Source organism: Lysobacter sp. Root76 (assembly GCF_001428685.1).
In the GTDB taxonomy this organism is placed as follows: Bacteria; Pseudomonadota; Gammaproteobacteria; order Xanthomonadales; family Xanthomonadaceae; genus Lysobacter.
In genome coordinates this window covers 1-24,967 of sequence record NZ_LMIK01000001.1, presented here as the reverse complement: position 1 = coordinate 24,967, position 24,967 = coordinate 1, and the positions used below count along the sequence as shown (strand labels likewise).

The 24,967-nt window shown below is 62.2% G+C and carries 14 protein-coding genes and 1 pseudogene; 11 read left to right on the top strand and 4 right to left on the bottom strand.

Going from position 1 to position 24,967, the window contains the following annotated elements; all coding sequences use genetic code 11:
* Positions 1 to 179 precede the first annotated feature (179 nt).
* Together ASE10_RS00080 and ASE10_RS00075 are read left to right on the top strand one after the other, a co-directional pair.
* Positions 180 to 1,238 carry a two-component system response regulator gene (locus ASE10_RS00080; protein ID WP_055901601.1) on the top strand — a complete coding sequence of 353 codons (1,059 nt, stop codon included), beginning with the start codon at positions 180 to 182 and terminating at the stop codon, positions 1,236 to 1,238.
* 3 nt (positions 1,239 to 1,241) lie between these two features.
* Positions 1,242 to 3,407 carry a response regulator gene (locus tag ASE10_RS00075; protein WP_082559592.1) on the top strand — a complete coding sequence of 722 codons (2,166 nt, stop codon included), beginning with the start codon at positions 1,242 to 1,244 and terminating at the stop codon, positions 3,405 to 3,407.
* 52 nt (positions 3,408 to 3,459) lie between these two features.
* On the opposite strand, the gene ASE10_RS00070 is transcribed toward ASE10_RS00075, so the two are convergent.
* Positions 3,460 to 4,353, bottom strand: coding sequence for a crotonase/enoyl-CoA hydratase family protein (locus ASE10_RS00070; RefSeq protein WP_055901595.1), 894 nt, complete (start codon positions 4,351 to 4,353; stop codon positions 3,460 to 3,462).
* A 287-nt stretch (positions 4,354 to 4,640) separates the two neighbouring features.
* Positions 4,641 to 6,317, bottom strand: a complete 1,677-nt coding sequence (locus ASE10_RS00065) for a long-chain fatty acid--CoA ligase (RefSeq protein WP_055901593.1) — start codon at positions 6,315 to 6,317, stop codon at positions 4,641 to 4,643.
* 191 nt (positions 6,318 to 6,508) lie between these two features.
* Between ASE10_RS00065 and ASE10_RS00060 the strand changes: the two genes are divergently transcribed.
* Positions 6,509 to 6,973 carry a nuclear transport factor 2 family protein gene (locus tag ASE10_RS00060; protein ID WP_235565791.1) on the top strand — a complete coding sequence of 155 codons (465 nt, stop codon included), beginning with the start codon at positions 6,509 to 6,511 and terminating at the stop codon, positions 6,971 to 6,973.
* Between the two features lie 654 nt (positions 6,974 to 7,627).
* On the opposite strand, the gene acnA is transcribed toward ASE10_RS00060, so the two are convergent.
* Positions 7,628 to 10,408, bottom strand: coding sequence for an aconitate hydratase AcnA (gene acnA, locus ASE10_RS00055; protein ID WP_055901587.1), 2,781 nt, complete (start codon positions 10,406 to 10,408; stop codon positions 7,628 to 7,630).
* A 373-nt stretch (positions 10,409 to 10,781) separates the two neighbouring features.
* Between acnA and acnB the strand changes: the two genes are divergently transcribed.
* Positions 10,782 to 13,379, top strand: a complete 2,598-nt coding sequence (gene acnB / locus ASE10_RS00050) for a bifunctional aconitate hydratase 2/2-methylisocitrate dehydratase (RefSeq protein WP_055901585.1) — start codon at positions 10,782 to 10,784, stop codon at positions 13,377 to 13,379.
* 216 nt (positions 13,380 to 13,595) lie between these two features.
* Here acnB and ASE10_RS00045 read toward each other — a convergent pair.
* Positions 13,596 to 14,444 (bottom strand): annotated as a pseudogene (locus ASE10_RS00045) (integron integrase); the annotation flags it as partial.
* Positions 14,445 to 15,115: 671 nt separating this feature from the next.
* On the opposite strand from ASE10_RS00045, the gene ASE10_RS19845 reads away from it, so the two are divergent.
* From ASE10_RS19845 to ASE10_RS19335, 7 genes are all read left to right on the top strand, one after another.
* On the top strand, positions 15,116 to 15,451 hold the full coding sequence (locus tag ASE10_RS19845; RefSeq protein WP_157480942.1) for a hypothetical protein: 336 nt from the start codon (positions 15,116 to 15,118) through the stop codon (positions 15,449 to 15,451).
* A 526-nt stretch (positions 15,452 to 15,977) separates the two neighbouring features.
* Positions 15,978 to 16,442 (top strand): hypothetical protein, encoded by a 465-nt coding sequence (locus tag ASE10_RS00040; protein ID WP_156087782.1) that lies wholly within the window; start codon positions 15,978 to 15,980, stop codon positions 16,440 to 16,442.
* A gap of 2,270 nt (positions 16,443 to 18,712) precedes the next feature.
* Positions 18,713 to 19,105 carry a hypothetical protein gene (locus ASE10_RS19840; RefSeq protein ID WP_157480941.1) on the top strand — a complete coding sequence of 131 codons (393 nt, stop codon included), beginning with the start codon at positions 18,713 to 18,715 and terminating at the stop codon, positions 19,103 to 19,105.
* A 1,163-nt stretch (positions 19,106 to 20,268) separates the two neighbouring features.
* Positions 20,269 to 20,553: a hypothetical protein gene (locus ASE10_RS00020; RefSeq protein WP_056305464.1), complete on the top strand. Its 285-nt coding sequence runs from the start codon at positions 20,269 to 20,271 to the stop codon at positions 20,551 to 20,553.
* Positions 20,554 to 20,612: 59 nt separating this feature from the next.
* Positions 20,613 to 21,047, top strand: coding sequence for a hypothetical protein (locus ASE10_RS19835; RefSeq protein ID WP_157480940.1), 435 nt, complete (start codon positions 20,613 to 20,615; stop codon positions 21,045 to 21,047).
* 71 nt (positions 21,048 to 21,118) lie between these two features.
* Entirely contained in the window at positions 21,119 to 21,415 is a 297-nt protein-coding gene (locus ASE10_RS00015; RefSeq protein ID WP_055907074.1) for a hypothetical protein, read from the top strand.
* A 2,027-nt stretch (positions 21,416 to 23,442) separates the two neighbouring features.
* Complete coding sequence (locus tag ASE10_RS19335) at positions 23,443 to 24,132, top strand: VIT family protein (RefSeq protein WP_082559837.1); 690 nt, start codon at positions 23,443 to 23,445, stop codon at positions 24,130 to 24,132.
* The last annotated feature ends 835 nt before the right edge of the window (positions 24,133 to 24,967 follow it).

The following is a 24,967-nucleotide window of genomic DNA, read 5'->3' as shown; positions in this document are numbered from 1 at the left end:
CGCTCGTGAACCCCCGCGCCACCGTCGTGGCGCAAAGTCGGAAGGCCGCTGCTGCGGCCTTTCCGCGTTTTGGATGTACGCCGGCAAGCAAAGTGAACGGGGCGGCTGCCAACGGCCGCTGGGCGGGGTATCCTCGCCTTGTCGGCCACCACAGGGGGTGGCCCCTCACGGATGCCTGTGTGAACGTCGTTATCGTCGATGACCAAACGTCCGCGCGCACCATGCTGCGCCACATCATCGAGGACATTGCGTCCGAGCTGGCCGTGCACGACTTCGGCGAGCCGGAAGCCGCACTGGCTTGGTGCGAATCGAGCCAGCCCGACCTGCTGTTGCTCGACTACCGCATGCCGGGCATCGACGGCCTGGAATTCGCGCGTCGCTTCCGGCGCCTGCCGCTGCACCGCGACATTCCGATCATCCTGGTCACCGTGGTCGGCGACGAGCCGGTGCGCCAGGCCGCGCTGGAGGCCGGCGTGATCGACTTCCTGGTCAAGCCGGTGCGTCCGCGCGAACTGCGCGCGCGTTGCCGCAACCTGTTGCAGCTGCGTCAGCAGTCGGAGAACGTCAAGCAACGCGCGCTGTCGCTGGAGCAGCGCCTGCTGTCGAGCATGCACGAGGTCGAAGAACGCGAGCGCGAAACCCTGTCGCGGCTGGCGCGCGCGATCGAGTACCGCGACGCCGGCACCAGCGCCTACCTGGAGCGCATGGCCCACATCGCCGGCTTGATCGCCGAGGCGCTGGGCATGTTCGAGGACGAAGTGCGGGTGATCGAGATGGCCGCGCCCCTGCACGACGTGGGCAAGATCGCGATCCCCGATGCGGTGCTGATGAAACCCGGCCCGCTGACCGAGGAGGAGACGGCGGTGATGCGCCGCCATCCCAAGATCGGCTACGAACTGCTCAGCGGCAGCCAGAACCGTTTCATCCAGGCCGGCGCGATGATCGCGCTGCGTCACCACGAGCGCTACGACGGCAGCGGTTATCCCGACGGCCTGGTCGGCGAGGAGATCCCGCTGGAAGCGCGGATCGTCGCGGTCGCCGACGTGTTCGACGCCCTGATCTCGCCGCGCCCCTACAAGAAGGCCTGGGACGTGGATGCGGCCCTGGGTTACCTGTACGCCCAGCGCGGGCGCCTGTTCGACCCGCGTTGCGTGGATGCGCTGATACGCAGCCGAGCCCGTCTCGAAGAGATCTGCAGCCGTTATTCGACGAGTGTCCCCCGTCCCGGCATGGAGTAGCCGATGGCTTCCGTTCTGCGCTTGTTGAAGGAGCGCCTTTCGAATCGCCCTGACAGCGAGCATGGGCAGGCTTTGGTGCGGCTGGTCATCGCCTGCCTGATCGTGGCCTACCTGCTGAGCCTGCACGCGTTCGAGCGCGACAGCCAGGCGACCATGACCATGCTCTGGGTCATGCTCGGCGAATCGGTGATCGGCCTGGGCTTGATGGCCGCGATCGTCGCCTCGCCCGGCGTTTCGCACATCCGGCGCTGGATCGGCATGATCGCCGACTATTCGACCCTGGCGATGCTGATGTCGCTGGACGCGCCCTCGCTGGCGCCGCTGTACGTGATCGTGCTGTGGGTGACGATCGGCAACGGCCTGCGTTACGGCACCACCTATCTGTACACCGCCGCGGCGCTGGCGGGCGCCTCGTTCATCGCGGTGATCCTGGGCAATCCCTACTGGCGCGTGCAGCCTTACCTGGCCGCGGGCCTGTGGCTGGGACTGGTGGCGATCCCCGCCTACCTGTCGTCGTTGCTGCGCAGCCTGCAGAAGGCGACCGAGGACGCGCGTCGCGCCAACGAGGCCAAGACCCGATTCCTGGCCAATATGAGTCACGAACTGCGCACGCCCTTGAACGGCATCATCGGCATGGCCGAGCTGATGCACGGCACCCGTCTGGCGCCGGAGCAGCGCGAGTACGCCGAAGTCATCCACACCTCCGCCCAGTCGCTGTTGCTGCTGGTCAACGACGTGCTCGACATCTCGGCGATCGAGGCTGGCAAGCTGCAGCGCCGGGACATCGACTTCAATCTGCAGGAAGTGCTCAAGCGCCTGCAGAAGATGCTGCAGCCGCTGGCATCGGCCAAGGGCCTGACCTTCAAGGTCGATATCGAGGACGACGTGCCGGTGCGCCTCAACGGCGACAGCGCGCTGCTGACCCAGGTGCTGTTGAACCTGATGCACAACGCGGTCAAGTTCACCGAGAAGGGCGGGGTGTCGCTGGTCGCGCGCCTGGCCGGCGAGCGCAGCGAGGCGCCCGATCACGAGCGTCGCGTCTGGCTGCGCTTCTCGGTGCGCGACACCGGCATCGGCGTGTCCAGCCAGGACGCCGAGCGCATCTTCCAAGCCTTCGAACAGGTCGACAACGGGCCGACCCGGCGCTTCGGCGGCACCGGCCTGGGCACCACCATCGCCCGCACCCTGACCCAGCTGCTGGGCGGCGAGATCGGGCTGGAGCAGAACCCCGGCGGCGGCAGCCACTTCTGGATCGAGCTGCCGATGCTGCTGGAGGAAACCCAACCGACCCAGCACCACGAAACCGCGCCGAGCGATGGCGGCAAGGTGATCTCGTTCGAGGATCCCTTCATCCGCCACAAGACCCGGGTGCGCAACCTGCGGGTGCTGATCGCCGACGATCAGCAGGCCAACCGCACCGTGCTCACGCGCATCCTCGAACGCGCCGGCCACCGCGTGACCTCGGTCAACGACGGCGAGCAGGCGCTGGACCAGCTGGAGGCCTCGCAGTTCGAGCTGGCCGTGCTCGACATGCACATGCCCGGCCTCAGCGGCCTGGACGTGATCCGGCAACTGCGCTTCATGCAGGCTGGCACCGGGCGCCATACCCCGACCATCATCCTCAGCGCCGACGCCACGGTGCAGGCCTCGGAAGCGGCCAACGAGGCCGGCGCGATGGCGTTCCTGACCAAGCCGATCGTGGTCGGACGCCTGCTTGAGACCATCGCCGACGTGGTCGATTCGCAGAAGCTGCCGGCGGTGCGCGCGATCAGCGACGTCAGCCGCCCGCTGACCAACCCGGCGGTGCTGGCCGAACTGGCCGAAATGGGCCTGGGCGAGCAGTTCCTGCGCGACTTCGTCGAGCAATGCCTGAAGGACGCGGGCGGTTGCCAGCAGGAACTGGCCAAGGTCGGTGCGGCGCGCAACTGGGAAGAGTTCCGCGAGGTCGCGCACGCCTACAAGGGCGTGGCGGAAAACCTCGGCGCGCACTCGATCGCCGAGCGCTGCTCGCAGATCATGCGCGCCAGCGACGAAGCGCTGGGACGCGAGCAAGCCAAGCTGGTCGCGGACCTGGCCGCGCAGCTAATCGCAGTGACCGACGCCAGCCGTCACGAAGTCACGCGCCTCAGCCGTGGAGGCCGCAGCAAGGACGTCCCCGACGTGTCCTGACCCCTTCGTCCTGCCACGCAAGACGCGTGGCAGGCTCCCCCTGAGAAGATGTTCATGCGAATGCGAGCGCCGGAGCATTGGACTCAGCGCGGCGTTGCTGAGCGCGTACCAGGCGTTCCATGGTCTTCAGCCCGCGGTCGTTCAGGCGCATCGCCGCATCCACCCATTCGGTGGTGACCGACTGTAGTTCGTCCAGGGTGATCGGGCGGCACGCCTGGCGCACGGTGTTCATCGCCCGCAGCGAATTGCCGATGCGCTGGTTGCGCTTGACCATGGCGGCGGCCGCCTGCAGGCCTTCGCCGCGCGGCACGACCATGTCCACCACGCCCATGCGCAGCAGTTCTTCGACCGGATAGACGCGCGCGTCGAGCATCATGCGCTCGGCCTGGGACGGGGTGACGCGACGGGTGAGGAAGGTGTACGCGCCCATGCCCGGGAACAGGTCGAACAGCACTTCCGGGAAGCCCATGCCGGCGCCTTCCTCGGCGATGATGGTGTGGCAGCACAGCGCGGCTTCGAAACCGCCGCCGAGCGCGTCGCCCTGGATCACGGCGATGCTGTGGACGCGGTCTTCGTAGAGCTGGTACAGGTTGAACGCGACTTCGACGCAAAGCTTGGCGTATTCGAGCAGGCGGCCGCGATTGCCGTTGCGGATCAGCTGCGAGAACAGCGACAGATCGCCGCCGAGATTGAAGACTTTGGAATCGTCGGATGCGAGCACCAGATGGTGGATACCGGCGCTGGGCGAGCTGTCGGCCGCGAGTTCGCGGCGGATGCACTCCTGGGTGCGCTTCATGTCGTACAGCAGATGCTCGGAGAAGCAGGGGTGGTACACGTGCGAGGGGTTGGCGTGCATGTAGCACCAATCGGCGGTGCCGTCGGCGGAGGTGACGCGGCGAAGCAGCGAAGAATCTTCGAGGTGCAGACGTGCGGGGACAGCAGACATGGCGAGGCTCCTGGTCGTAGGTTGGAATGACGGGCCGTAGCCCGCCAATTTCATGCTACACCTGCCGTTCAGACTCGAAGCTCCAGAAATTGGCTGGCCCCCCAGCCAGAACGGTCGAGTGGCCGATTCAGCCTGCCGCGACGGGCGTGACCCGAGTGGCAAGCCGTGCCCGGCAGGACCGATTTTAGGCGCCCCAAACGGCGCGCCCGCAGGGCCTGAGGCCTTGCGGGCGCGTTTAACGGGCTTATCGGACGGACGGCGGCTCTCGACCGCCGGATCGCCGGCGTTCAGGCCGGCGGCGGCGCGTCGCGCAATTCGCGTCGCAGGATCTTGCCGACGTTGGTCTTGGGCAGCTCGGTGCGGAACTCGACGTACTTGGGATGCTTGTAGCCGGTGAGGTTTTCGCGCGCGTGCGCCTTGACCTGCTCGGCGGTCAGCGCCTGGTCCTTCTTGACGATCACGACCTTGACCGCTTCGCCGGACTTCTCGTCGGGCACGCCGACCGCGGCCACTTCGAGCACGCCGGGCATCATCGCGATCACGTCCTCGACTTCGTTCGGATAAACGTTGAAGCCCGAGACCAGGATCATGTCCTTCTTGCGATCGACGATGTAGAAGTAGCCCTGTTCGTCCATGCGCGCCATGTCGCCGGTGTGCAGCCAGCCTTGGTCGTCGATGACGTTGGCGGTTTCCTCAGGACGCTTCCAGTAGCCCTTCATCACCTGCGGGCCCTTGATGCACAGCTCGCCCACTTCGCCCATCGGCAGCATGTTGCCGTTCTCGTCCTTCAGGCAGGCGTCGGTGGAGGAGATCGGCAGGCCGATCGAGCCGTTGTAGTCGGCCAGGTTCATCGGGTTGATGCAGGCCGCGGGCGACGTTTCGGTGAGGCCGTAGGCTTCGAGCAGGGTCACGCCGGTGACCTGTTTCCAGCGTTCGGCCACGGCGCGCTGCACTGCCATGCCGCCGCCCAGGGTCAGGTGCAGGCGCGAAAAATCGACCTCGCTGAAACCCGGCGTGTTGAGCAGGCCGTTGAACAGCGTGTTGACGCCGGTGATGGCGGTGAACGGGGTCTTCTTCAGTTCCTTCACGAACGCCGGCATGTCGCGCGGGTTGGTGATCATGTGGTTGAGGCCGCCGAACTTCATGAACACCAGGCCGTTCGCCGTCAACGCGAAGATGTGGTACAGCGGCAGCGCGGTGATGATGACTTCCTCGCCCAGCTTGACGTTGGTGCCGACCCAGGCCGCGGCCTGCTGCATGTTGGCGACCAGGTTGCGGTGGGTCAGCATCGCGCCCTTGGCCACGCCGGTGGTGCCGCCGGTGTACTGCAGGAAGGCGATGTCGTCGGGCGCGATCTCGATGTCGGGCAGCTTGTGCATCTGCCCCAGGGTCAGCGTGTCGCGGAAGCGGATCGCGCCGGGAATGTGGTAGTCGGGGATCATCTTCTTCACGTGCTTGAGCATGAAGTTGACGATCGGGCCCTTGGGGAAGCCGAGCATGTCGCCCAGGCCGGTGGTGATGACCTTGATCGGGCTGCCGGCGACGACGTTCTGCACGGTGTCGCCGAAGTTGTCGAGCACGAAGATGACGCTGGCGCCGGAGTCGTCGAGCTGGTGCTTGAGCTCGCGGGCGGTGTACATCGGGTTGGTGTTGACCACGGTCAGGCCGGCGCGCAGCACGCCGAAGGTCGCGATCGGGTACTGCAGGCAGTTGGGCATCATGATCGCGACGCGATCGCCCTTCTTGAGTTTGAGTTCGCCCAGCAGGTAGGCCGCGAACTGCGCGCTGAGTCGGTCGATCTCGGCATAGGTCAGGACCTTGCCGAGATTGGAGAAGGCCGGGCGATCGCGATACTTTTCAATCGCGGTTTCCAGTACCGAGACGATGGACGGGAACTCGTCCACGTCGATCTGCGGCGGCACTTCCGCCGGGTACTGGGCAAGCCACGGACGTTCAAAACTCATCGCGATCCCCTCTCTATCGCTGGTGTTTCCGTTCACTGGCGGCGCAAGCGAATGCGCTGCCGTACGGTCCTCGCTGGATTGGAGCATAGGCTCTATTGGCTGGCAAGGCGACGCACGCAGGGAGCGCTGAAGGCAGCTCCGGCGTGTCAGGATGGCGGCCGAAAAACGAACGGACGGTCAGGTTCATGACGATGAAGACGATGGCTTTCGAGGCGCCGCGCCTGCGGTCCGGCGCGATCTGGCTGTGCGCCCTGGCGCTGGCGGCGTTGCTGGCCGGCTGCGCGCGGCCGCCGCCGGAGCAGCGCCTGCGCCAAACCCTGGCGTCCTTGCAGACGGCGATGGAGGAGCGCGACCTGGACGGGCTGCAGTCGGCGCTGGCGGAGGACTTCGTCGGCCCCGAGGGCATGGACCGCAACGGCGCCCGCGGCCTGGCGATGCTGAGCTTCCGTCGCTACCGCGCTGTCGGCGTGACCCTGGGCCCGGCCGAGATCGCGCTGCAGGGCGACCGCGCGACGGTCCGGTTCAGCGCCGCGCTGACCGGAGGCGGCGGGCGCGTATTACCGGAGGCGGCGCAGGTGTACGAGGTCGAGACCGGCTGGCGCGAAAGCGAAGGCGAATGGCGCATGACCAGCGCGCAGTGGAAGCCGAAGTTGTAGGGCAGGGCACTGGTTTCCTTTCTCCGGCTGCGGGAGAAGGTGGCCCGCAGGGCCGGATGAGGGGCGATGGGTGGGAGCTACGCGCTTGCGCCGGCACTCACCCCAACCCCTCTCCCGCAGGCGGGAGAGGGGCTATAGCGCGAGGCTTTTGTCGCTACAGCGTTGGCGCTTTCCCTTCTCCCGCATGCGGGAGAAGGTGGCCCGTAGGGCCGGATGAGGGGCGATGGGCAGTGGGAGCTACGCGCTTGCGCCGGCCCTCACCCCAACCCCTCTCCCGCAAGCGGGAGAGGGGCTACAGCGCGGGGCTTCTGTCGCTACGGCGGTTGGCGCTTTTTCCCTTCTCCCGCGTGCGGGAGAAGGTGGCCCGCAGGGCCGGATGAGGGCGATGGGCGGTGGGAATTGCGCGCTTGCGCCGGCCCTCACCCCAACCCCTCTCCCACAAGCGGGAGAGGGGCTACAGCGCGGGGCTTCTGTCGCTACAGCAGTTGGCGCTTTTCCCTTCTCCCGCTTGCGGGAGAAGGTGGCCCGCAGGGCCGGATGAGGGGCGATGGGCGGCGAGAGCTGCGCGCTTGCGCCGGCCCTCGCCCCAACCCCTCTCCCGCAGGCGGGAGAGGGGCTGCAGCGCGGGGCTTCTGTCGCTACGGCGGTTGGCGCTTACGCGGCCTTCGCCGCCAACTGCCGCAACACGTAATGCAGGATGCCGCCATGGCGGAAGTACTCGACTTCCTTCGGCGTCAGCAGCAACACTTTGACCTCGAACCGGCTGCGGCTGCCGTCGGGCTTGGTCGCGGTCACGGTCGCGGTCTTGGCGGCACCGTCGTTGAGGCCGGTCACGTCGATCGTTTCCGAACCGTCCAGGCCGTGGCTCTGTGCATTCTCGCCGTCCTTGAACTGCAGCGGCAGCACGCCCATGCCGACCAGGTTGGAGCGGTGGATGCGCTCGAAGCTCTCGGCGATCACCGCCTTGACCCCGAGCAGATTGGTGCCCTTGGCGGCCCAGTCGCGCGAGGAGCCGGTGCCGTATTCCTTGCCTGCGAACACCACCAGCGGTACGCCGTCGGCCTTGTACTTCATCGCCGCGTCGTAGATCGCCAGCTTCTCGCCGGCGCCGCCGTTCTTGCCGAAGTACAGGGTGTTGCCGCCTTCCTCGCCGCCGAACATCAGATTCTTGATGCGGATGTTGGCGAAGGTGCCGCGCACCATCACGTCGTCGTTGCCGCGACGGCTGCCGTAGCTGTTGAAGTCGGCCGGTTGCACGCCGCGCTCCTGCAGGAAACGGCCCGCGGGCGAATCCTTCTTGATGTTGCCGGCCGGCGAGATGTGGTCGGTGGTGATCGAATCGCCGAACAGGCCCATCACGCGCGCGCCATGGACATCGTTGATGGTGCCCACGGCCATGGTCATGCCGTCGAAGTAGGGCGGGTTCTTGATGTAGGTCGAGTTGCTGTCCCACTGGAAGGATTCGCCGTCGGGCGAGGCGATCTGGTTCCAGCGCGAGTCGCCCTTGAACACGTCGGCGTAGTTCTGCGCGAACAGTTCCGGGCCGACGGTGGCGGCGATGGTGTCGCCGATTTCCTTGTTGCTCGGCCAGATGTCGCGCAGGTACACGTCCTGGCCGTCGCTGCCCTTGCCGATCGGCTCCTTGGTCAGATCGATGTTGACCGTGCCGGCGATGGCGTAGGCCACCACCAGCGGCGGCGAGGCCAGGTAGTTGGCCTTCACTTCCGGATGCACGCGGCCTTCGAAGTTGCGGTTGCCCGACAGCACCGAGGCGACCACCAACTCGTTCTCGGCGATGCCCTTGGAGACTTCGTCCGGCAGCGGACCGGAGTTGCCGATGCAGGTGGTGCAGCCGTAGCCGACCACGTAGAAGCCGAGCTTCTCCAGGTCGTCGAGCACGCCGGCTTTCCTGAGGTAATCGGTGACCACCAGCGAGCCCGGGCCGAGCGAAGTCTTCACCCAGGGCTTGGACTTCAGGCCCAGGCGCGCGGCGTTGCGCGCGAGCAGGCCGGCGCCCAGCATCACCGCCGGGTTGGAGGTGTTGGTGCAGGAGGTGATCGCCGCGATCACCACCGAGCCGTCGGACAGCTCGGCGTCCTGGTCCTTGATGCGGATTTTGGATACCGGCTTGGCGGCCAGGTGCTCGGCCTGCGGCTGCGCGCCGCCTTCGGCCTTGAGTTCCTCGACGGCGCAGCCGACCCCGCGCGGTTTGCGGCTGGCGACCAGCGGGATCAGGTTTTCCTGGAAGTTGCTGTGCACGTGCTCCAGCAGGACCCGGTCCTGCGGGCGCTTGGGGCCGGCCAGCGACGGCTTGACCTCGGCCAGGTCCAGTTCCAGCGTGGCCGAGTAGGTCGCATGCGCCTGGTCGGCCTCATGCCACAGGCCCTGGGCCTTGGCGTAGGCCTCGACCAGGGCGATCTGCTCGTCCGAACGGCCGGACAGGCGCAGATAGGTCAGGGCCTCGGCGTCGATCGGGAAGATGCCGCAGGTGGCGCCGTACTCCGGGGCCATGTTGGCGATGGTGGCGCGGTCGGCCAGCGGCAGGTGCTGCAGGCCGTCGCCGTAGAACTCGACGAACTTGCCGACCACCCCGTGCTTGCGCAGCATCTGGGTCACGGTCAGGACCAGGTCGGTGGCGGTGGCGCCCTCGGGCAGCTTGCCGCTCAGCTTGAAGCCGACCACCTGTGGAATCAGCATCGACGAGGGCTGACCCAGCATCGCGGCCTCGGCTTCGATGCCGCCCACGCCCCAGCCGAGCACGCCGATGCCGTTGATCATGGTGGTGTGACTGTCGGTGCCGAACACGGTATCGGGGAAGGCCTGCAGCTCGCTGGTGCCGTCCGCTCCCTGGACCTCGCGGCCCATGACCACGCGGGCCAGGTTTTCCAGATTGACCTGGTGGACGATGCCGGTGTTGGGCGGCACCACCTTGAAGTCCTCGAACGATTTCTGGCCCCAGCGCAGGAAGCTGTAGCGCTCCTGGTTGCGCTGGAATTCGATCTTGCCGTTGAGGTCCAGCGCTTCGGGGCTGCCGTAGACGTCGACCTGGACCGAGTGGTCGATGACCAGTTCCGACGGGATCAGCGGGTTGATCTGCGAGGGCTTGCCGCCCAGGCGGCCGACCGCGTCGCGCATCGCCGCCAGGTCGACCACGCAGGGCACGCCGGTGAAGTCCTGCAGGACCACGCGCGCGGGCATGAAGGCGATCTCGGTGTCCGGCTCGCGGGTCGCGTCCCATTGCGCGACCGCTTCGATGTGCTCCGGTCCCACGGTCATGCCGCCGTCCTCGTGGCGCAGCAGGTTCTCGAGCAGGATCTTCATGGAGTAGGGCAGGCGGGCGATGTCGTAGCGCTCGCCCAGCGCCGGCAGGCTGAAATAGGTGTAGTCGCGGCCGTTGACGGAAAGCCGGCGGCGGGTCGAGAAGGAGTCGGGCATGGGGTGGGGCTCCTGATGTGCGGCTGGCGCGCCCGAGGTAGCGGGGCGCGGTGGCATGCGATTCGTTGCGATTATCACCCTATCGGATTCAGGTGGCGTGCAGACAATGGTCGCAGGCGCGTGACTGCGTTCCGTAAAAATCGCGCAAAGCCTTGCCGGATATGGCTGGCGCGGGTCCGGCGCGTTGCCGCGAAACGCCATTCCGGGCAAAATACGCAGTCGAGGGGCCGCCCAAGCAAGACCCGCTCCGAACTGGGCAAGCTCCGAAGCTCCACCTACGGGACTCTTTCCCCGCCAGCCCGCGACGCATCCCATTCCGGTGGCCGATGCGGCGCCGGTGCGGTGCACACCAGCTTCATCTACGGGACTCTCCATGCTCTCCAGCTACCGCCAACACGTTGCCGAGCGCGCCGCGCTGGGCATTCCGCCGCTGCCCCTGACCGCCCAGCAGACCGCTGAGGTCATCGAACTGCTGAAGGCCCCGCCGGCGGGCGAGGAAGCGTTCCTGCTGGATTTGATCAGCCATCGCGTCCCGGCCGGCGTCGACGACGCGGCCAAGGTCAAGGCCTCCTACCTGGCCGCGGTCGCCTTCGGCACCGAAAAGAACCCCCTGATCGACCGCGCCCGCGCGACCGAACTGCTCGGCACCATGCTCGGCGGCTACAACATCCACCCGCTGATCGAACTGCTCGACGACGCCGAAGTCGGCGCTGTGGCGGCGAACGCGCTCAAGCACACCCTGCTGATGTTCGACGCCTTCCACGACGTCCAGGAAAAGGCCGAGCAGGGCAACGCCCACGCCCGCGCCGTGCTGCAAAGCTGGGCCGACGCCGAGTGGTTCACCAGCAAGCCGGAAGTGCCGGAAAGCCTGACCATCACCGTCTTCAAGGTGACCGGCGAAACCAACACCGACGACCTCTCGCCGGCGCCCGACGCGACCACGCGCCCGGACATCCCGCTGCACGCCCTGGCGATGCTGAAGAACAAGCGCGACGGCATCGAGCCGGAAGAAGACGGCAAGCGCGGCCCGATCGCCTTCATCGAATCGCTGAAGGACCAGGGCCACCTGGTCGCCTACGTCGGCGACGTGGTCGGCACCGGCTCCAGCCGCAAGTCGGCGACCAACTCGGTGCTGTGGTTCACCGGCGAGGACATCCCCTACATTCCGAACAAGCGCTTCGGCGGTGTCTGCCTGGGTTCGAAGATCGCGCCGATCTTCTACAACACCATGGAAGACGCCGGCGCCTTGCCGATCGAACTCGACGTGTCGCAGATGAACATGGGCGACGTGGTCGAACTGCGTCCCTACGAGGGCAAGGCGATCAAGAACGGCGAGGTGATCGCCGAGTTCGCGCTCAAGTCCGAGGTGCTGCTGGACGAAGTCCGCGCCGGCGGCCGTATCCCGCTGATCGTCGGCCGCGGCCTGACCGCGAAGGCGCGCGAGGCCCTGGGCCTGCCGACCTCGACCCTGTTCCGCCTGCCGCAGAACCCGGCCGACACCGGCAAGGGCTACTCGCTGGCGCAGAAGATGGTCGGCCGCGCCTGCGGCCTGCCGGAAGTCGGCGGCGTCCAGCCGGGCATCCGTCCGGGCACCTATTGCGAACCGAAGATGACCTCGGTCGGCTCGCAGGACACCACCGGTCCGATGACCCGCGACGAGCTCAAGGACCTGGCCTGCCTGGGCTTCAGCGCCGACCTGGTCATGCAGTCGTTCTGCCACACCGCGGCCTATCCCAAGCCGGTCGACGTCAAGACCCATCACGACCTGCCGGCCTTCATCAGCAACCGCGGCGGCATCGCCCTGCGTCCCGGCGACGGCGTGATCCACTCCTGGCTCAACCGCATGCTGATGCCCGATACCGTCGGCACCGGCGGCGACTCGCATACCCGTTTCCCGGTCGGCATCTCGTTCCCGGCCGGCTCCGGCCTGGTCGCGTTCGCCGCGGCCACCGGCGTCATGCCGCTGGACATGCCCGAGTCGGTGCTGGTGCGCTTCAAGGGCGAAATGCAGCCCGGCGTGACCCTGCGCGACCTGGTCAACGCGATCCCGCTGGCCGCGATCCAGCAGGGCCTGCTGACCGTCGCCAAGCAGGGCAAGAAGAACATCTTCTCCGGCCGCATCCTCGAAATCGAAGGCCTGCCGCAGCTCAAGGTCGAACAGGCCTTCGAACTGTCCGACGCCTCGGCCGAGCGTTCCGCCGCCGGTTGCACGGTGAAGCTGGATAAGGAACCGATCATCGAGTACCTGACCAGCAACATCACCCTGCTCAAGTGGATGATCGCCGAAGGCTACGCCGACGCGCGTTCGCTGCAGCGCCGGATCAAGGCGATGGAAGGCTGGCTGGCCAACCCGCAGCTGCTGGAAGGCGACGCCGACGCCGAGTACGCCGCGGTCATCGACATCGACCTCAACCAGATCGTCGAGCCGATCGTGGCCTGCCCGAACGACCCGGACGACGTGAAGACCCTGTCGGACGTGTCCGGCGCGGTCATCGACGAGGTCTTCATCGGCTCGTGCATGACCAACATCGGCCACTTCCGCGCCGCCGCCAAGCTGCTGGAAGGCAAGCGCGACATCCCGACCCGCCTGTGGGTCGCGCCGCCGACCAAGATGGACGCCTCCGAGCTGACCAAGGAAGGCCACTACGGCACCTTCGGCACCGCCGGCGCGCGCATGGAAATGCCGGGCTGCTCGCTGTGCATGGGCAACCAGGCGCAGGCGCGCGAGGGCGCGACCGTGTTCTCGACCAGCACCCGCAACTTCCCCAACCGCCTGGGCCGCAACACCAACGTCTACCTGGGCTCGGCCGAACTGGCCGCGATCTGCTCGCGCCTGGGCCGCATCCCGACCCGCGAGGAGTACATGGCGGACGTCGGCGTGCTCAAGGCCGACGGCGACAAGATTTACCGCTACATGAACTTCGACCAGATCGAGGACTACAAGACCGTGGCGGACACCGTCGCGGCCTGATCGGATCGCAAGTTTCGGGCGTTAGGCGCTCACGAAAAACCCGGCTTCGGCCGGGTTTTTTGTTGCCTGGGTGCGCGTCATTGCGGAGGAACGTACTGCGACAATTCTCAGCCTGCGCCGCTGGGCGCGGCGGAAGCTCATGAGGCACCTTGCCGCAAGGTGGCTCGACACACACAGGCTGGGCTGCTGTGAAGTTGCCGTTCGCCGCGAGTAGCGCTAGCGGTCCAGAGGACTCAGCACACCGACCGTGCCGCGGTTCAGAACGTGCGTATAGATTTGTGTGGTGGTCACGTCCTTGTGGCCCAGCAGTTCCTGCACTGTGCGGATGTCGGCACCGCCTTCCAGTAGATGAGTGGCGAAACAATGTCTCAGGGTATGCGGGCTGACCGGCTTGAGGATGCCGGCCGCCCGCGCAGCGGCACGCACCGCCCGTTGCAGCACGCCTTCGTCCAAGTGGTGGCGCTTCTCGTGTCCGTCAGCAGGATCCGCCGCCCGGCGTGCAGCAGGGAACACATACTGCCAACCTGGTTCCTTCTCCGCGTTGCGGTATTTGCGGGCCAGTGCGTAAGGAAGGGAAACCGCCCCGAACCCGGCTTCCAGATCCCGAGCATGCTGTGCCCGCGCGCAGTCGATCTGCGCCTGCAGTGCCGGCCGTAACCGTTCCGGCAGCATGGTCTTGCGGTCCTTGCCGCCCTTGCCCTCGCGCACGGTGATCTCGTGGCGGACCAGGTCCACATCCTTCATCCTCAGGCGCAGGCATTCCATCAGCCGCAATCCGCTGCCATAAAGCAGGCCGGCCATCAAGGCTTCACGACCCGACATCGTGCGCAACAGGGCCATGGTTTCGGCGCGCGACAGCACTACCGGCAAACGCGGCGCCTGTTTGGCCCGGACTATGTTCTCCATCCATGGCAAATCCAGGGCCAGCACCTCCCGGTACAAGAACAGCAGGGCGGCCAAGGCCTGGTTCTGGGTACTAGGGGCAACTCGATGCCGCTGGGCCAGATCGCTCAAGAAGTATTCGATTTCCTTACCGCCTAATTCGCGTGGGTGTCGGTTGCCGTTTACAATGTCCTACGTACATGCTAGCGCTTCCGCTCGTGAGTTCATTGAGGGTCATGGAGAGCTAGCTCTAGATGGCTTCTCATTCACTGACACCCCCGGTACGTCATCTTCAATGGCGGTGTCCCTTGCGACGTCCTGCTGGCAGACTAGGGCCTAACAATTCATTCAAGCCGAAGCCGCTTCGCGGCTCGGCTTAATTCAGGCGTTAGGTGGCAAAGAGAGTGGATCGCATCGTGAAGGAAGAGCTTATTCAGTTCAGCCGAGAGGACGTGGCGACCCAGATTGCCGCCCGAGCTTCGCTGCGCCGCGGCCTTATCGCAATCACTACCCTCCTCGCTGGCTGGTTGGCAATTGCATTCTTAGTGCTCCCGCGCCTTGGCCTGCACAATGACCTTTGGCCTCTCACTGCTGGTGCCCCTTTTTTTCTTGCGCTTCTCGCTATTCGCCAACTGCAATGGTCTGTACTAGCGTCACATCAGCTCCGGTGTCCGTCCTGCCGGCACTTGCTGGTCACTCACCGTCGTTGGTGGAATAGTCCCGATGCCTTCTGCAAATCCTGTGGCAAGTTGGCACTTCTTCCGGTGTCGGCGCTCAAGCGCGCAGCTACCACCTAACAATTCATTCAAGCCGAAGCCGCTTCGCGGCTCGGCTTAACTCAGGCGTTAGGCCTCATGGAACGTCATCTGCAGTTGGAGACTTTGGAAGCACATCTGGACCAGCTCGTAGCCGTCCTGTCTCGAGATCCTGTGTGCGCTTGGCGGCGGCATTTTGAGAGCTGCCTTTCCATTGCCAACCACCTGCTTAGCCATGGCTTCACTCAGCAGCAGCTCAATGAGCTTTCGGGCTCAACTATGTCGGTTTATGGAGGCATGGGCAGCTTCAATGACTATGCCCCGGTGACACAACGATCCGACGGCACCTACGGGCTGCTACCGGGCATGGAACTCATTGATACACTTTCCGGAAAGGTCTATCAGTCGGCTCTTGCTCTCCGGGTTAGCGGCTGAGGCCTAACAATTCATTCAAGCCGAAGCCGCTTCGCGGCTCGGCTTAATTCAGGCGTTAGGTTGTTATGGTGAGATCACTAGAAGTTTCAACATACTTTTCCGTCTTCTATGGGCTTGGCGCGCTGGGCTTCGTTGCCGTCACTGCGCTTCCAATTCGTCTGTGGACTCATCTGCGCCGAAATGCCTGGGCTTTACGTTCCAATGCCGGTCAGTGCGCGGCTTATCTCTTGTTGGCCACGGCCGGCGTCACAGCAATAGCACTTGCTGCCTCCGGCCTAGTCCATGTCGGGCGTTGCCTGCTCGGGTTCCACTGCAGTGCCAATGCTGCCGGTGGCTGGATGGCTCTCGGGGGTATTGGTTTCTGGTGCTTGGCTTATGAGCTGGTTGCCTTCGTCATCAATCGAGTTGCACTCAGACAGTCACGTGACGCAACCTAACAATTCATTCAAGCCGAAGCCGCTTCGCGGCTCGGCTTAATTCAGGCGTTAGGCCTCAGACAAGCCGTATGCCGGTACCGGAGAACAACATGTTCAACGACCTTCTTCCTCAGCGCTTTGACAACACGTACCACGGCCAAAAATTTGCACTTTGGCTCTTGGGGTTCCTTGCGCTCAGCAAGATCGTGATGGGTCTGAACTGCATCTTCAACGGCTACTACGTCGCGACTGCGGCTGATGGGATTCCCCTCGCCAATTACACGTCTGCCGGAGCTCAGGCCGTAGTCTCTATGTTCGCGGCATGGGGGTTATCTGTATTCATCTTCGGCGCGCTATCTGTGCTGATATTGGTACGCTACCGCAACATGGTTCCATTCATTCTTGCGCTGCTACTAACAGAGCATCTGAGCAGAAAGCTGATTTTTGTCTTTTTGCCTATCGCTAAGCTCGAGGGATCAAAAGGATACCTCGTCAACCTTGTCCTCCTCGCCGCCATGATCGTTGGTCTGGTCCTCTCGCTGTGGCGCAGTCAAGGTAATCGGGCTGAGGCCTAACAATTCATTCAAGCCGAAGCCGCTTCGCGGCTCGGCTTAATTCAGGCGTTAGGCCTCATGCCTTACTTTCGTGTACGTGTTGAAGGCACAGGGATTTCGGTCCCTATGGGAGACTCAACTGCGGTCGGGTTCTTCACAACCCGAGCAGTTCGTGCGCGGTCCGAGGCCGAAGCAGTGGAGAAGGTACTGTCCATGATTGGCGCGGCTTGGACCACCGGTCGGTATTCCGCGTGGAATCAAGGCGCGGCACCGACCATCCACATTGAAGAAGTCTGGCAATCCCCTTGGTTCCGGAACATATTCTTCAAAAACGACGGTCACGTATTCTACCCGGACAACGAGGGGGACGACGATGAGGCCTAACAATTCATTCAAGCCGAAGCCGCTTCGCGGCTCGGCTTAATTCAGGCGTTAGACCTGTATGCAAGAGAATCCGTACTCGGCACCACAAACAAGCGGCGACGAACTTCGCGATACGCCTCGTCGTCCGACGTCGGTCAAGCTTGCGGCTGCATTCATCATTTGTAATTCCTTAGCTGGTCACTCCAAATTCCTCTTCANCCTAACAATTCATTCAAGCCGAAGCCGCTTCGCGGCTCGGCTTAATTCAGGCGTTAGACCTGTATGCAAGAGAATCCGTACTCGGCACCACAAACAAGCGGCGACGAACTTCGCGATACGCCTCGTCGGCCGACGTCGGTCAAGCTTGCGGCTGCATTCATCATTTGTAATTCCTTAGCTGGTCACTCCAAATTCCTCTTCATCGATACTCCGACTACCGGAGTCATGACTGGTGTTGCGTTTGCCCTCGTCTTTGGCTTCACGGCGTTACTTATCGCAGCCGTTCTCTCGCGAGTTAACTGGGCCCGCTGGGTAGTTGTGGTTCTGTTAGGGGCCAGCTTGTCGTTTTTTCCTTTTGCCATTACACACGCTTCGATACCCGCGCTAAGAATCATCCTGGTCGCCCAGGCCGCCTTTCAGTTGGCGACTCTTGGGCTCATGTTCTTGCCGCCTTCGGTTAGGTGGTACAGGTCTAACAATTCATTCAAGCCGAAGCCGCTTCGCGGCTCGGCTTANCAGTTGGCGACTCTTGGGCTCATGTTCTTGCCGCCTTCGGTTAGGTGGTACAGGTCTAACAATTCATTCAAGCCGAAGCCGCTTCGCGGCTCGGCTTAATTCAGGCGTTAGAGCCCATGGATGTCATCTGTCCAGAGTGCAGAAAAAGCATCGACTTTGCGGACGCATTCGCGTCGTCTTTCTGCTGGGCGCAAACCCACTTCGGTCAGGCACGCCCCGCCATCGCGTTTCGCTGCCCTGAGTGCAACACACCTGCACATTTCACGCCGGATCATGAGGAAACGGAGATAGGCCTTCTTGGCTCTGGCCCGCCCCTGGATACAATTGAGGGGTCACGCTATCCAATTCATCTTTCCTTTCATCGGCAAGGTGATGTCCTGACAGTTCAGTGGGGAGCCCATAGCAAGACCGTGCCCACTGCGCGCTCCTTTGTCGCAGCGTTAGCGGCACGGGACGGGCTCTAACAATTCATTCAAGCCGAAGCCGCTTCGCGGCTCGGCTTAATTCAGGCGTTAGGCGCGCATGTTGATTCGGACTAAGCCACGCAAAAAGCAAAGCAATCTCATCTGGCATTTGGCGGAGGTCATGATTGCCTCGCTTGCCGCTTTCTGCCTCTTCTTGGCGGCTCGGGGCGTGTTGTCGGGCGAGATTGAGATACTAAGCAAACGCAGCGGTGCCATCACTCACGCAACCGCCAACCCCGTACTCTTCTGGTTCACCGTAGCGCTTTGGTTTGCTGGCGGGATCTTCCTGCTTTGTGTGGCATTCAATAGTTGGCGTGGCCGGTAGCGCGCCTAACAATTCATTCAAGCCGAAGCCGCTTCGCGGCTCGGTTTAATTCAGGCGTTAGGCCTCTCATGGGAATACTCGCAATCGTTGGTTTGATTCTCGTGATCGCTGGAGTGGCACTCTGCTACTTTGAGCACATCTGGTTTGGTATCGCCTTTATCCTAGTGGGCATGTTCCTTGTTGATCTGTTTAAGGACCAAGCTATGGCAGCGGCGATTTCAAAGTATCGCAAGGACTCTCGCCAGGACACGCGCTAGCCGAGGTTGTCGGTAGTCTCGCTCTACGCACTACTATTGCTACTTGGTCTCGCTGCTTTGAGTGGTCGAGGCCTAACAATTCATTCAAGCCGAAGCCGCTTCGCGGCTCGGCTTAATTCAGGCGTTAGGCATCAGGGAGAGGCAGCCGTGAACTGGGGAAAGATCGCCAAGTACGCTGTCTCGCTTCTCATTGCGCAGATGGCAATCGGCTTCTTCGAGAGCTTCTTTGCGCCCGCCGGCCGCGCCGCAGGCACTGCGCTTCTGTTCGCTAGTTCCGCTGCATCCTTTCTGGCCTGCGGTGCCATCTTCGCCCGTCTCGCAGCAGGCCAGCCCTCCAAGCCGTTGGTCCACGCTTGGGCCGCATTAGCTCTTCAAGTTAGCTTGGCCTCAGTGCTGGCTTGGATATTGAGCGTCTGGACGGGTCATGAGCAGTTGCTTTTGATTGCTCTTGAGTGGCTGGTGCTCGTATGTGCACTCTTGGTTGGCACTACAGTTGGCTCATCGCATAGGCGCAGCACAGGACAGCCAGCTGATGCCTAACAATTCATTCAAGCCGAACCCGCTTCGCGGTTCGGCTTAACTCAGGCGTTAGGCGGCAATGGCAGATTTCTCGAAACCTGTAAGAGGCAAGTCCTTTCTCTGGCTGGGCCTCCTAGTTGGTCTAGGCAGCCTGCTCCTAGTTTCTCTCGCCCCTGCCACGTACAAATCTGTCTGGGCGGTCATTGGGTTCTCGTTGTTTGGTCCGCTCTTCTTGATCCAGGCAGTTTCAGGTGCCGCCCTGGACAACTGGTGGGTAGCGCGCATTGATCGCAAAACTCAACCTTATAGCTACTGGTGGCGAGTTGTGTTCTGTGGGCTGGGCGCTGCAGGATTCGCCTATCGCATCTTTGTTCCAGTGACAGTCTAGGCGGATGGGATTGCCGCCTAACAATTCATTCAAGCCGAAGCCGCTTCGCGGCTCGGCTTAATTCAGGCGTTAGGCCCGCAACATGACTCCTCGCATTTTCAAATGGGCCATCTTCGCCTCGCTGATCCTGTCAGTACCGCTGCTCTTCTTCCTTGGCATGGCTGCTGGTTTCTTNCCGCAACATGACTCCTCGCATTTTCAAATGGGCCATCTTCGCCTCGCTGATCCTGTCAGTACCGCTGCTCTTCTTCCTTGGCATGGCTGCTGGTTTCTTCCCCATGCTGGGTATTGCGGCCATCTCTCTTGCGTCTCTTGGCACCGACCCATTCCTTTCCATCATTGGGCTGGTTTATGTAGTCGCCTACGGCGCATTGCTCTATGGCATCGCACTGGGTGCCTCAAAGTTGGCCGGCCGTCTGTCTGGCGGTCTTCGGCTAGTCCTTGCCATCGGCATTGTTTCGGCTCTGGCCTGGACTACCTTCCAGCCTTGGTATGGCTGGGGTGGCTACGCTACGTCGCGCTACTATCCATTGCCCGTTATTGTTCGCAAGGCCCTTTCCCCGGAGCAGGCCTAACAATTCATTCAAGCCGAAGCCGCTTCGCGGCTCNTCGGCATTGTTTCGGCTCTGGCCTGGACTACCTTCCAGCCTTGGTATGGCTGGGGTGGCTACGCTACGTCGCGCTACTATCCATTGCCCGTTATTGTTCACAAGGCTCTTTCCCCGGAGCGGGCCTAACAATTCATTCAAGCCGAAGCCGCTTCGCGGCTCGGCTTAATTCAGGCGTTAGGCCGCTTATGAGCGTATCCACCTACTTCAAAAGCATTCCTTTCGGCCAGCGCTATGTGCTCGGCTGGCGCGTCATAGGCATGCTCTTTTCCATGTACATCGCGCTCGAGCTCTTCATGCGCGGCCTGAGCTGGATCGGCCAGCATCTTGGCGCCTGGCACATCAATGACGTTGCTGCAGTGTGGATGTATATGGTCACGTTTCTTGTCGTTGCTCCACCCGTTGCATCGGTATTTTTGGGTCTATTCTTTCCCTTAGGTCACTTGGTCAAGCGGGACGGGCCAGCGGCCTAACAATTCATTCAAGCCGAAGCCGCTTCGCGGCTCGGCTTAATTCAGGCGTTAGGCCGCACATGAAACATCTCTGGTTACTCAGCTTGCTTTTCCTCGTATCCCCGCAAGCTTTTGCGCGGTCAGTCGAGGTCTGCCCTGCGCTTCCGGCGGGCTCGGGCCTTGGGTGGACTTACAGCGAGGGGCCAGACTTTGATGTATGTCGCGCTTCTGCTCCCGGCTCCGAGAGCCTGGCCTTTGGCATCTATCTCGGCAACCATCCAAGCTTCCACCCTGAGCTTTCCGACCGCATCGGCAAGGGCAAGGTCGCTGGCCGCCGCGTCACTTGGTATCGTCAAGAGCCGGGAGACTCAGATTCTGCTTTCTCTCGTCAAACCCTGCTGACACTTGACCGCAAATGGGGCTACGTGGCGTACATCTGGGTGGCTGCAGATACTGAGCAGCAGTTGTTAGATCGGCTGTCCGTTTTAGAGCGCATCGTGTTCAAGGCTCCATGACTGTGCGCCCGAACAATTCATTCAAACCGAAGCCGCTTCGCGGCTCGGCTTAATTCAGGCGTTAGGCAGCAGTGAAAGATCGTCGCGACTACGAAAAATCACTGGAGATCATCGGCGCCATGATTCGCGCTTGGGATCCATACGACCTCATTGCCGGGGGAGCACCCGCCAATGAGTTTGATGACCAAGTTGCAAGAATCACGGCCAAGGTCCCCAGCTTCTACGGCATCGACGAGATCGCACAGACAATCTCTGATGTGTTCTCGGCTTCGTTTGGCCCGGGCACGTTGGCGCCGGTAGACTGCTTCCGACCCGCCCAAGAGATATTCATGGAGTTGCGTCGTGCAAAGCTCCTGCCTGCTGCCTAACAATTCATTCAAGCCGAAGCCGCTTCGCGGCTCGGCTTAATTCAGGCGTTAGGTGCCAATGACACATGACGAAGCACTTGAGGCACTAAGAGCGTCTTTCTCTCGAGAGTCGTGCACACCAACGCTTGGTACTGACGATCGAGAGGGATACATTCGAGAGCAGACTCGTCTACTTGAAGCAGCCCTAATCCCGCCGGTGACGGCCAATGTCAAGGACGAGGCCTATAGCCACGGTCTGCTGCAACAACTCGCCGGTCGAAGCGTTTTTACAATTGCACACTCGGGCAATGAGTGGCTTGGCTTTATTCCGGAGACTGGAGAGTTCTTCCTCGCTTACGGGGAAAGCGCCGACCATCTGACTGCGCTCGGGTTCCATTCCGATGATGCGCTAGCTCAGTGGCTAGGCTAATGTCACAGATGCAATCCAAGGCGTCGCGGTTGGCGCCTAACAATTCATTCAAGCCGAAGCCGCTTCGCGGCTCGGCTTAATTCAGGCGTTAGGCCCCATGGCGGACTTCCACTGCATCTCATGCAAACAGCCTCTGCGAATTACCAACTGGGATCTGGTTCCATCCAGCTTCCCGGACAGGTACTCCTGCAACTCTTGCGGCGCGGCCAACATGTTCAGTCGCAAAACAATCTTGTTGTCCCTCGTACCAAGCTTGTCGCTCTTGCTTCTGGTCGCCTTCACCCACCGCATTTGGCTCACTGGCATGGCCCCTCTCTTTGCCATAGTGGTCGCCTACGTAGTGGGTATGCCCCTAGGCATCTGGGTTGCACGCCGATACGGTAGCCTAGTGGCACCGTACAGGCCTCTGCTGTAGGGCCTAACAATTCATTCAAGCCGAAGCCGCTTCGCGGCTCGGCTTAATTCAGGCGTTAGGCCGCATGGAAAGATCTACGTTTAAGAACCTATTTTTTGCTTACCTCAACGGGGCCACGGCGGCCTCCGTCTTCTACTTATGCTTGTCGCGGCCGCTCCCCACATCCATCCTCAAAGCTGTGCTGCTCGGCTATTGGCTATTCGTGGGGATATTGTTTGGGGTTGCGTCAGCATCCATTCTTCTTAACTGGCCCCGGAAACGGATGCTGCAATACGTTGCAGTTGGGTCTCTTATCCCAATCGTCATTTTCATATTCGGCGTTAGGCTCTACTTCCATGCTGCGGCCTAACAATTCATTCAAGCCGAAGCCGCTTCGCGGCTCGGCTTAATTCAGGCGTTAGGCCGCATGTCGCAACCTGAAACACTCGACCTCAAAATTTCCCCTGGTGAGATCTACGAGGACTGCGCCTACCATCCTTGCCTGTGTCTAGGCATAGAGGACGGCTACGTCTGGGGCATATCGCTCATTGACAGGTCTCAGCCACGGTCCTGTGATCTTCGTATGTGCGGTGTCCGGCAACTGTCGCTCGCGGAGGCTTGGGAGATTAAGCAGCACGGACCTTCGGACCCCGACGTGAGGTCCAACTTTCCGCCAGAGCAGCATTGGTGGCGGTGATGCGGCCTAACAATTCATTCAAGCCAAAGCCGCTTGGCGGCTCGGCTTAATTCAGGCGTTAGGCCCCGCATGAAGGTTCACGACAACGCCCCAAAACCTGGACGCATTTGGTCCATCGAGGTTCCTGCGCGGGTGGGACGGCGAACTCTTGTGCACATCATTGCCGGCATGCCCGGCGTTCGGGTGACGCAACAGCCATCGGCATTGTCATGGCTTCTGGACAAGCCATTCTGTCGCTTTGAGCTTGGTGGACGCTGTTTCACAATCGAGTCGTCTTGGCCAGCTGGCGAGAGGTTCGAGATCAGCCCTGACCCACCCGGTTGCGCAGAGGAGTTGTTGGTGATCAGGGAGGCGCTGCTTGCACATTCAGCCAGCGGGGCCTAACAATTCGTTCAAGCCGACGCCGCTTCGTTCCGGCACCAGGCATGGCATGAAGAGCTTGCCATGCCTGGCACCTCCTCTACGCAGCACGGCTTAATTCAGGCGTTAGGCGTCGCAATGAGCCTTCTACCATCCGGTGAAAATGTATGAGGCACAGCGAAAGACATCGAACACATCGGACAGGCTGGCTTCGCGCTGCCGTTCTTGGGGCAAACGACGGGATCGTTTCCACAGCGAGCCTTGTACTGGGCGTGGCAGCCGCTGGTGCAAGCACAAGAGCAATTCTCGTTGCGGGTGTCGCCGGTCTTGTCGCTGGAGCCATGTCAATGGCCGCTGGCGAGTACGTCTCCGTCAGTTCGCAGGCAGATACGGAGCGAGCCGATCTAGCCCGCGAGACAAAAGAGTTGGCCGCAAATCCAGCTCAAGAGCACGAAGAATTGGTATCAATCTATGTCCAGCGTGGACTTGATAGGCCATTGGCATCAAGTGTTGCCACCCAACTTATGGCTCATGATGCTCTTGGTGCACATGGCAGGGACGAACTCGGTATATCCGATACGTTGGCCGCTAAGCCAGTCCAAGCCGCATTCGCTTCCGCAGGAACTTTCGCTACGGGTGCTGCGCTTCCACTCCTGATGGTTCTGGTCCTCCCAAATGTCACGCTCATGTGGGGTCTCGCGAGTAGCTCCCTTTTCTTCCTTGCATTGTTGGGCCTTTTAGCTGCGCGCACTGGCGGTGCCCCGGCATTGGCATCCGTACTGCGTGTTTCCTTCTGGGGCACCTTGGCGATGGGTTTGACTGCGGCAGTCGGAGCGATCTTCGGGGTCACTGCGTGAAAGGCGTCGAGTTGACTGGTGCGCCGCCTAACAATTCATTCAAGCCGAAGCCGCTTCGCGGCTCGGCTTAATTCAGGCGTTAGGCCCCATAGATGCAATATCGCGATGGATCAAAGGTTCTATTGGGTGACCGAGTCACACTTCCCGTACCGGAGGGCCAAGCTCCGGCTCGAGTGGTCATGCTCGGAGATACGCGCGAGCATCTGGCGCTTGATCCACAGTTCCTAGAATGGGTGCATTCGACTGACGTGCTCGCACCTACGTCGGTGGTTGTAGAGTGGATTGGGTCCAATCCATTCGCACACGAAGATCCTGACTTTGCACCGGCAGGCAACTACATGTTCACAGTCGTTGATGAGTGGGTCGAGCTGCAAGCTAGGGCTGGGGCCTAACAATTCATTCAAGCCGAAGCCGCTTCGCGGCTCGGCTTAATTCAGGCGTTAGGCGGCAATGAGACCTTCGGCCGAAGAAATCAAGCGAAGGATTCGCTACAGGCAATACTTCGAATTATTTCGGAGCGGGCAGACAGTTCCGCCACGCCTGGCTGCGCACTTCAAAGTTTGTGACAACTGCTCCGGCCGGGGACAGATCGGATATGGAACGGTCCACGATGGAACGCCGGTCGAGGTGGACGACGTTTGCCCAATATGCAGCGGCGACGGCTTTGTACAAGTCGACCCCGCCTAACTAATCATTCAAGCCGGCGCCTTCGGCGCGGCTTAACTTAAGCGTTAGGTCCGCAACATGACTCCTCGCATTTTCAAATGGGCCATCTTCGCCTCGCTGATCCTGTCAGTACCGCTGCTCTTCTTCCTTGGCATGGCTGCTGGTTTCT

Bases quoted from the DNA above. Each gene is read 5' to 3' on its own strand.
- ASE10_RS00060 (WP_235565791.1), top strand. From the start codon at position 6,509: ATGAAGACGATGGCTTTCGAGGCGCCGCGCCTGCGGTCCGGCGCGATC.
- ASE10_RS00020 (WP_056305464.1), top strand. From the start codon at position 20,269: ATGAGCGTATCCACCTACTTCAAAAGCATTCCTTTCGGCCAGCGCTAT.
- ASE10_RS19845 (WP_157480942.1), top strand. From the start codon at position 15,116: ATGGAACGTCATCTGCAGTTGGAGACTTTGGAAGCACATCTGGACCAG.
- acnA (WP_055901587.1), bottom strand. From the start codon at position 10,408: ATGCCCGACTCCTTCTCGACCCGCCGCCGGCTTTCCGTCAACGGCCGC.
- ASE10_RS00065 (WP_055901593.1), bottom strand. From the start codon at position 6,317: ATGAGTTTTGAACGTCCGTGGCTTGCCCAGTACCCGGCGGAAGTGCCG.
- ASE10_RS19335 (WP_082559837.1), top strand. From the start codon at position 23,443: ATGAGGCACAGCGAAAGACATCGAACACATCGGACAGGCTGGCTTCGC.
- ASE10_RS00075 (WP_082559592.1), top strand. From the start codon at position 1,242: ATGGCTTCCGTTCTGCGCTTGTTGAAGGAGCGCCTTTCGAATCGCCCT.
- acnB (WP_055901585.1), top strand. From the start codon at position 10,782: ATGCTCTCCAGCTACCGCCAACACGTTGCCGAGCGCGCCGCGCTGGGC.
- ASE10_RS19835 (WP_157480940.1), top strand. From the start codon at position 20,613: ATGAAACATCTCTGGTTACTCAGCTTGCTTTTCCTCGTATCCCCGCAA.
- ASE10_RS00070 (WP_055901595.1), bottom strand. From the start codon at position 4,353: ATGTCTGCTGTCCCCGCACGTCTGCACCTCGAAGATTCTTCGCTGCTT.
- ASE10_RS00040 (WP_156087782.1), top strand. From the start codon at position 15,978: ATGTTCAACGACCTTCTTCCTCAGCGCTTTGACAACACGTACCACGGC.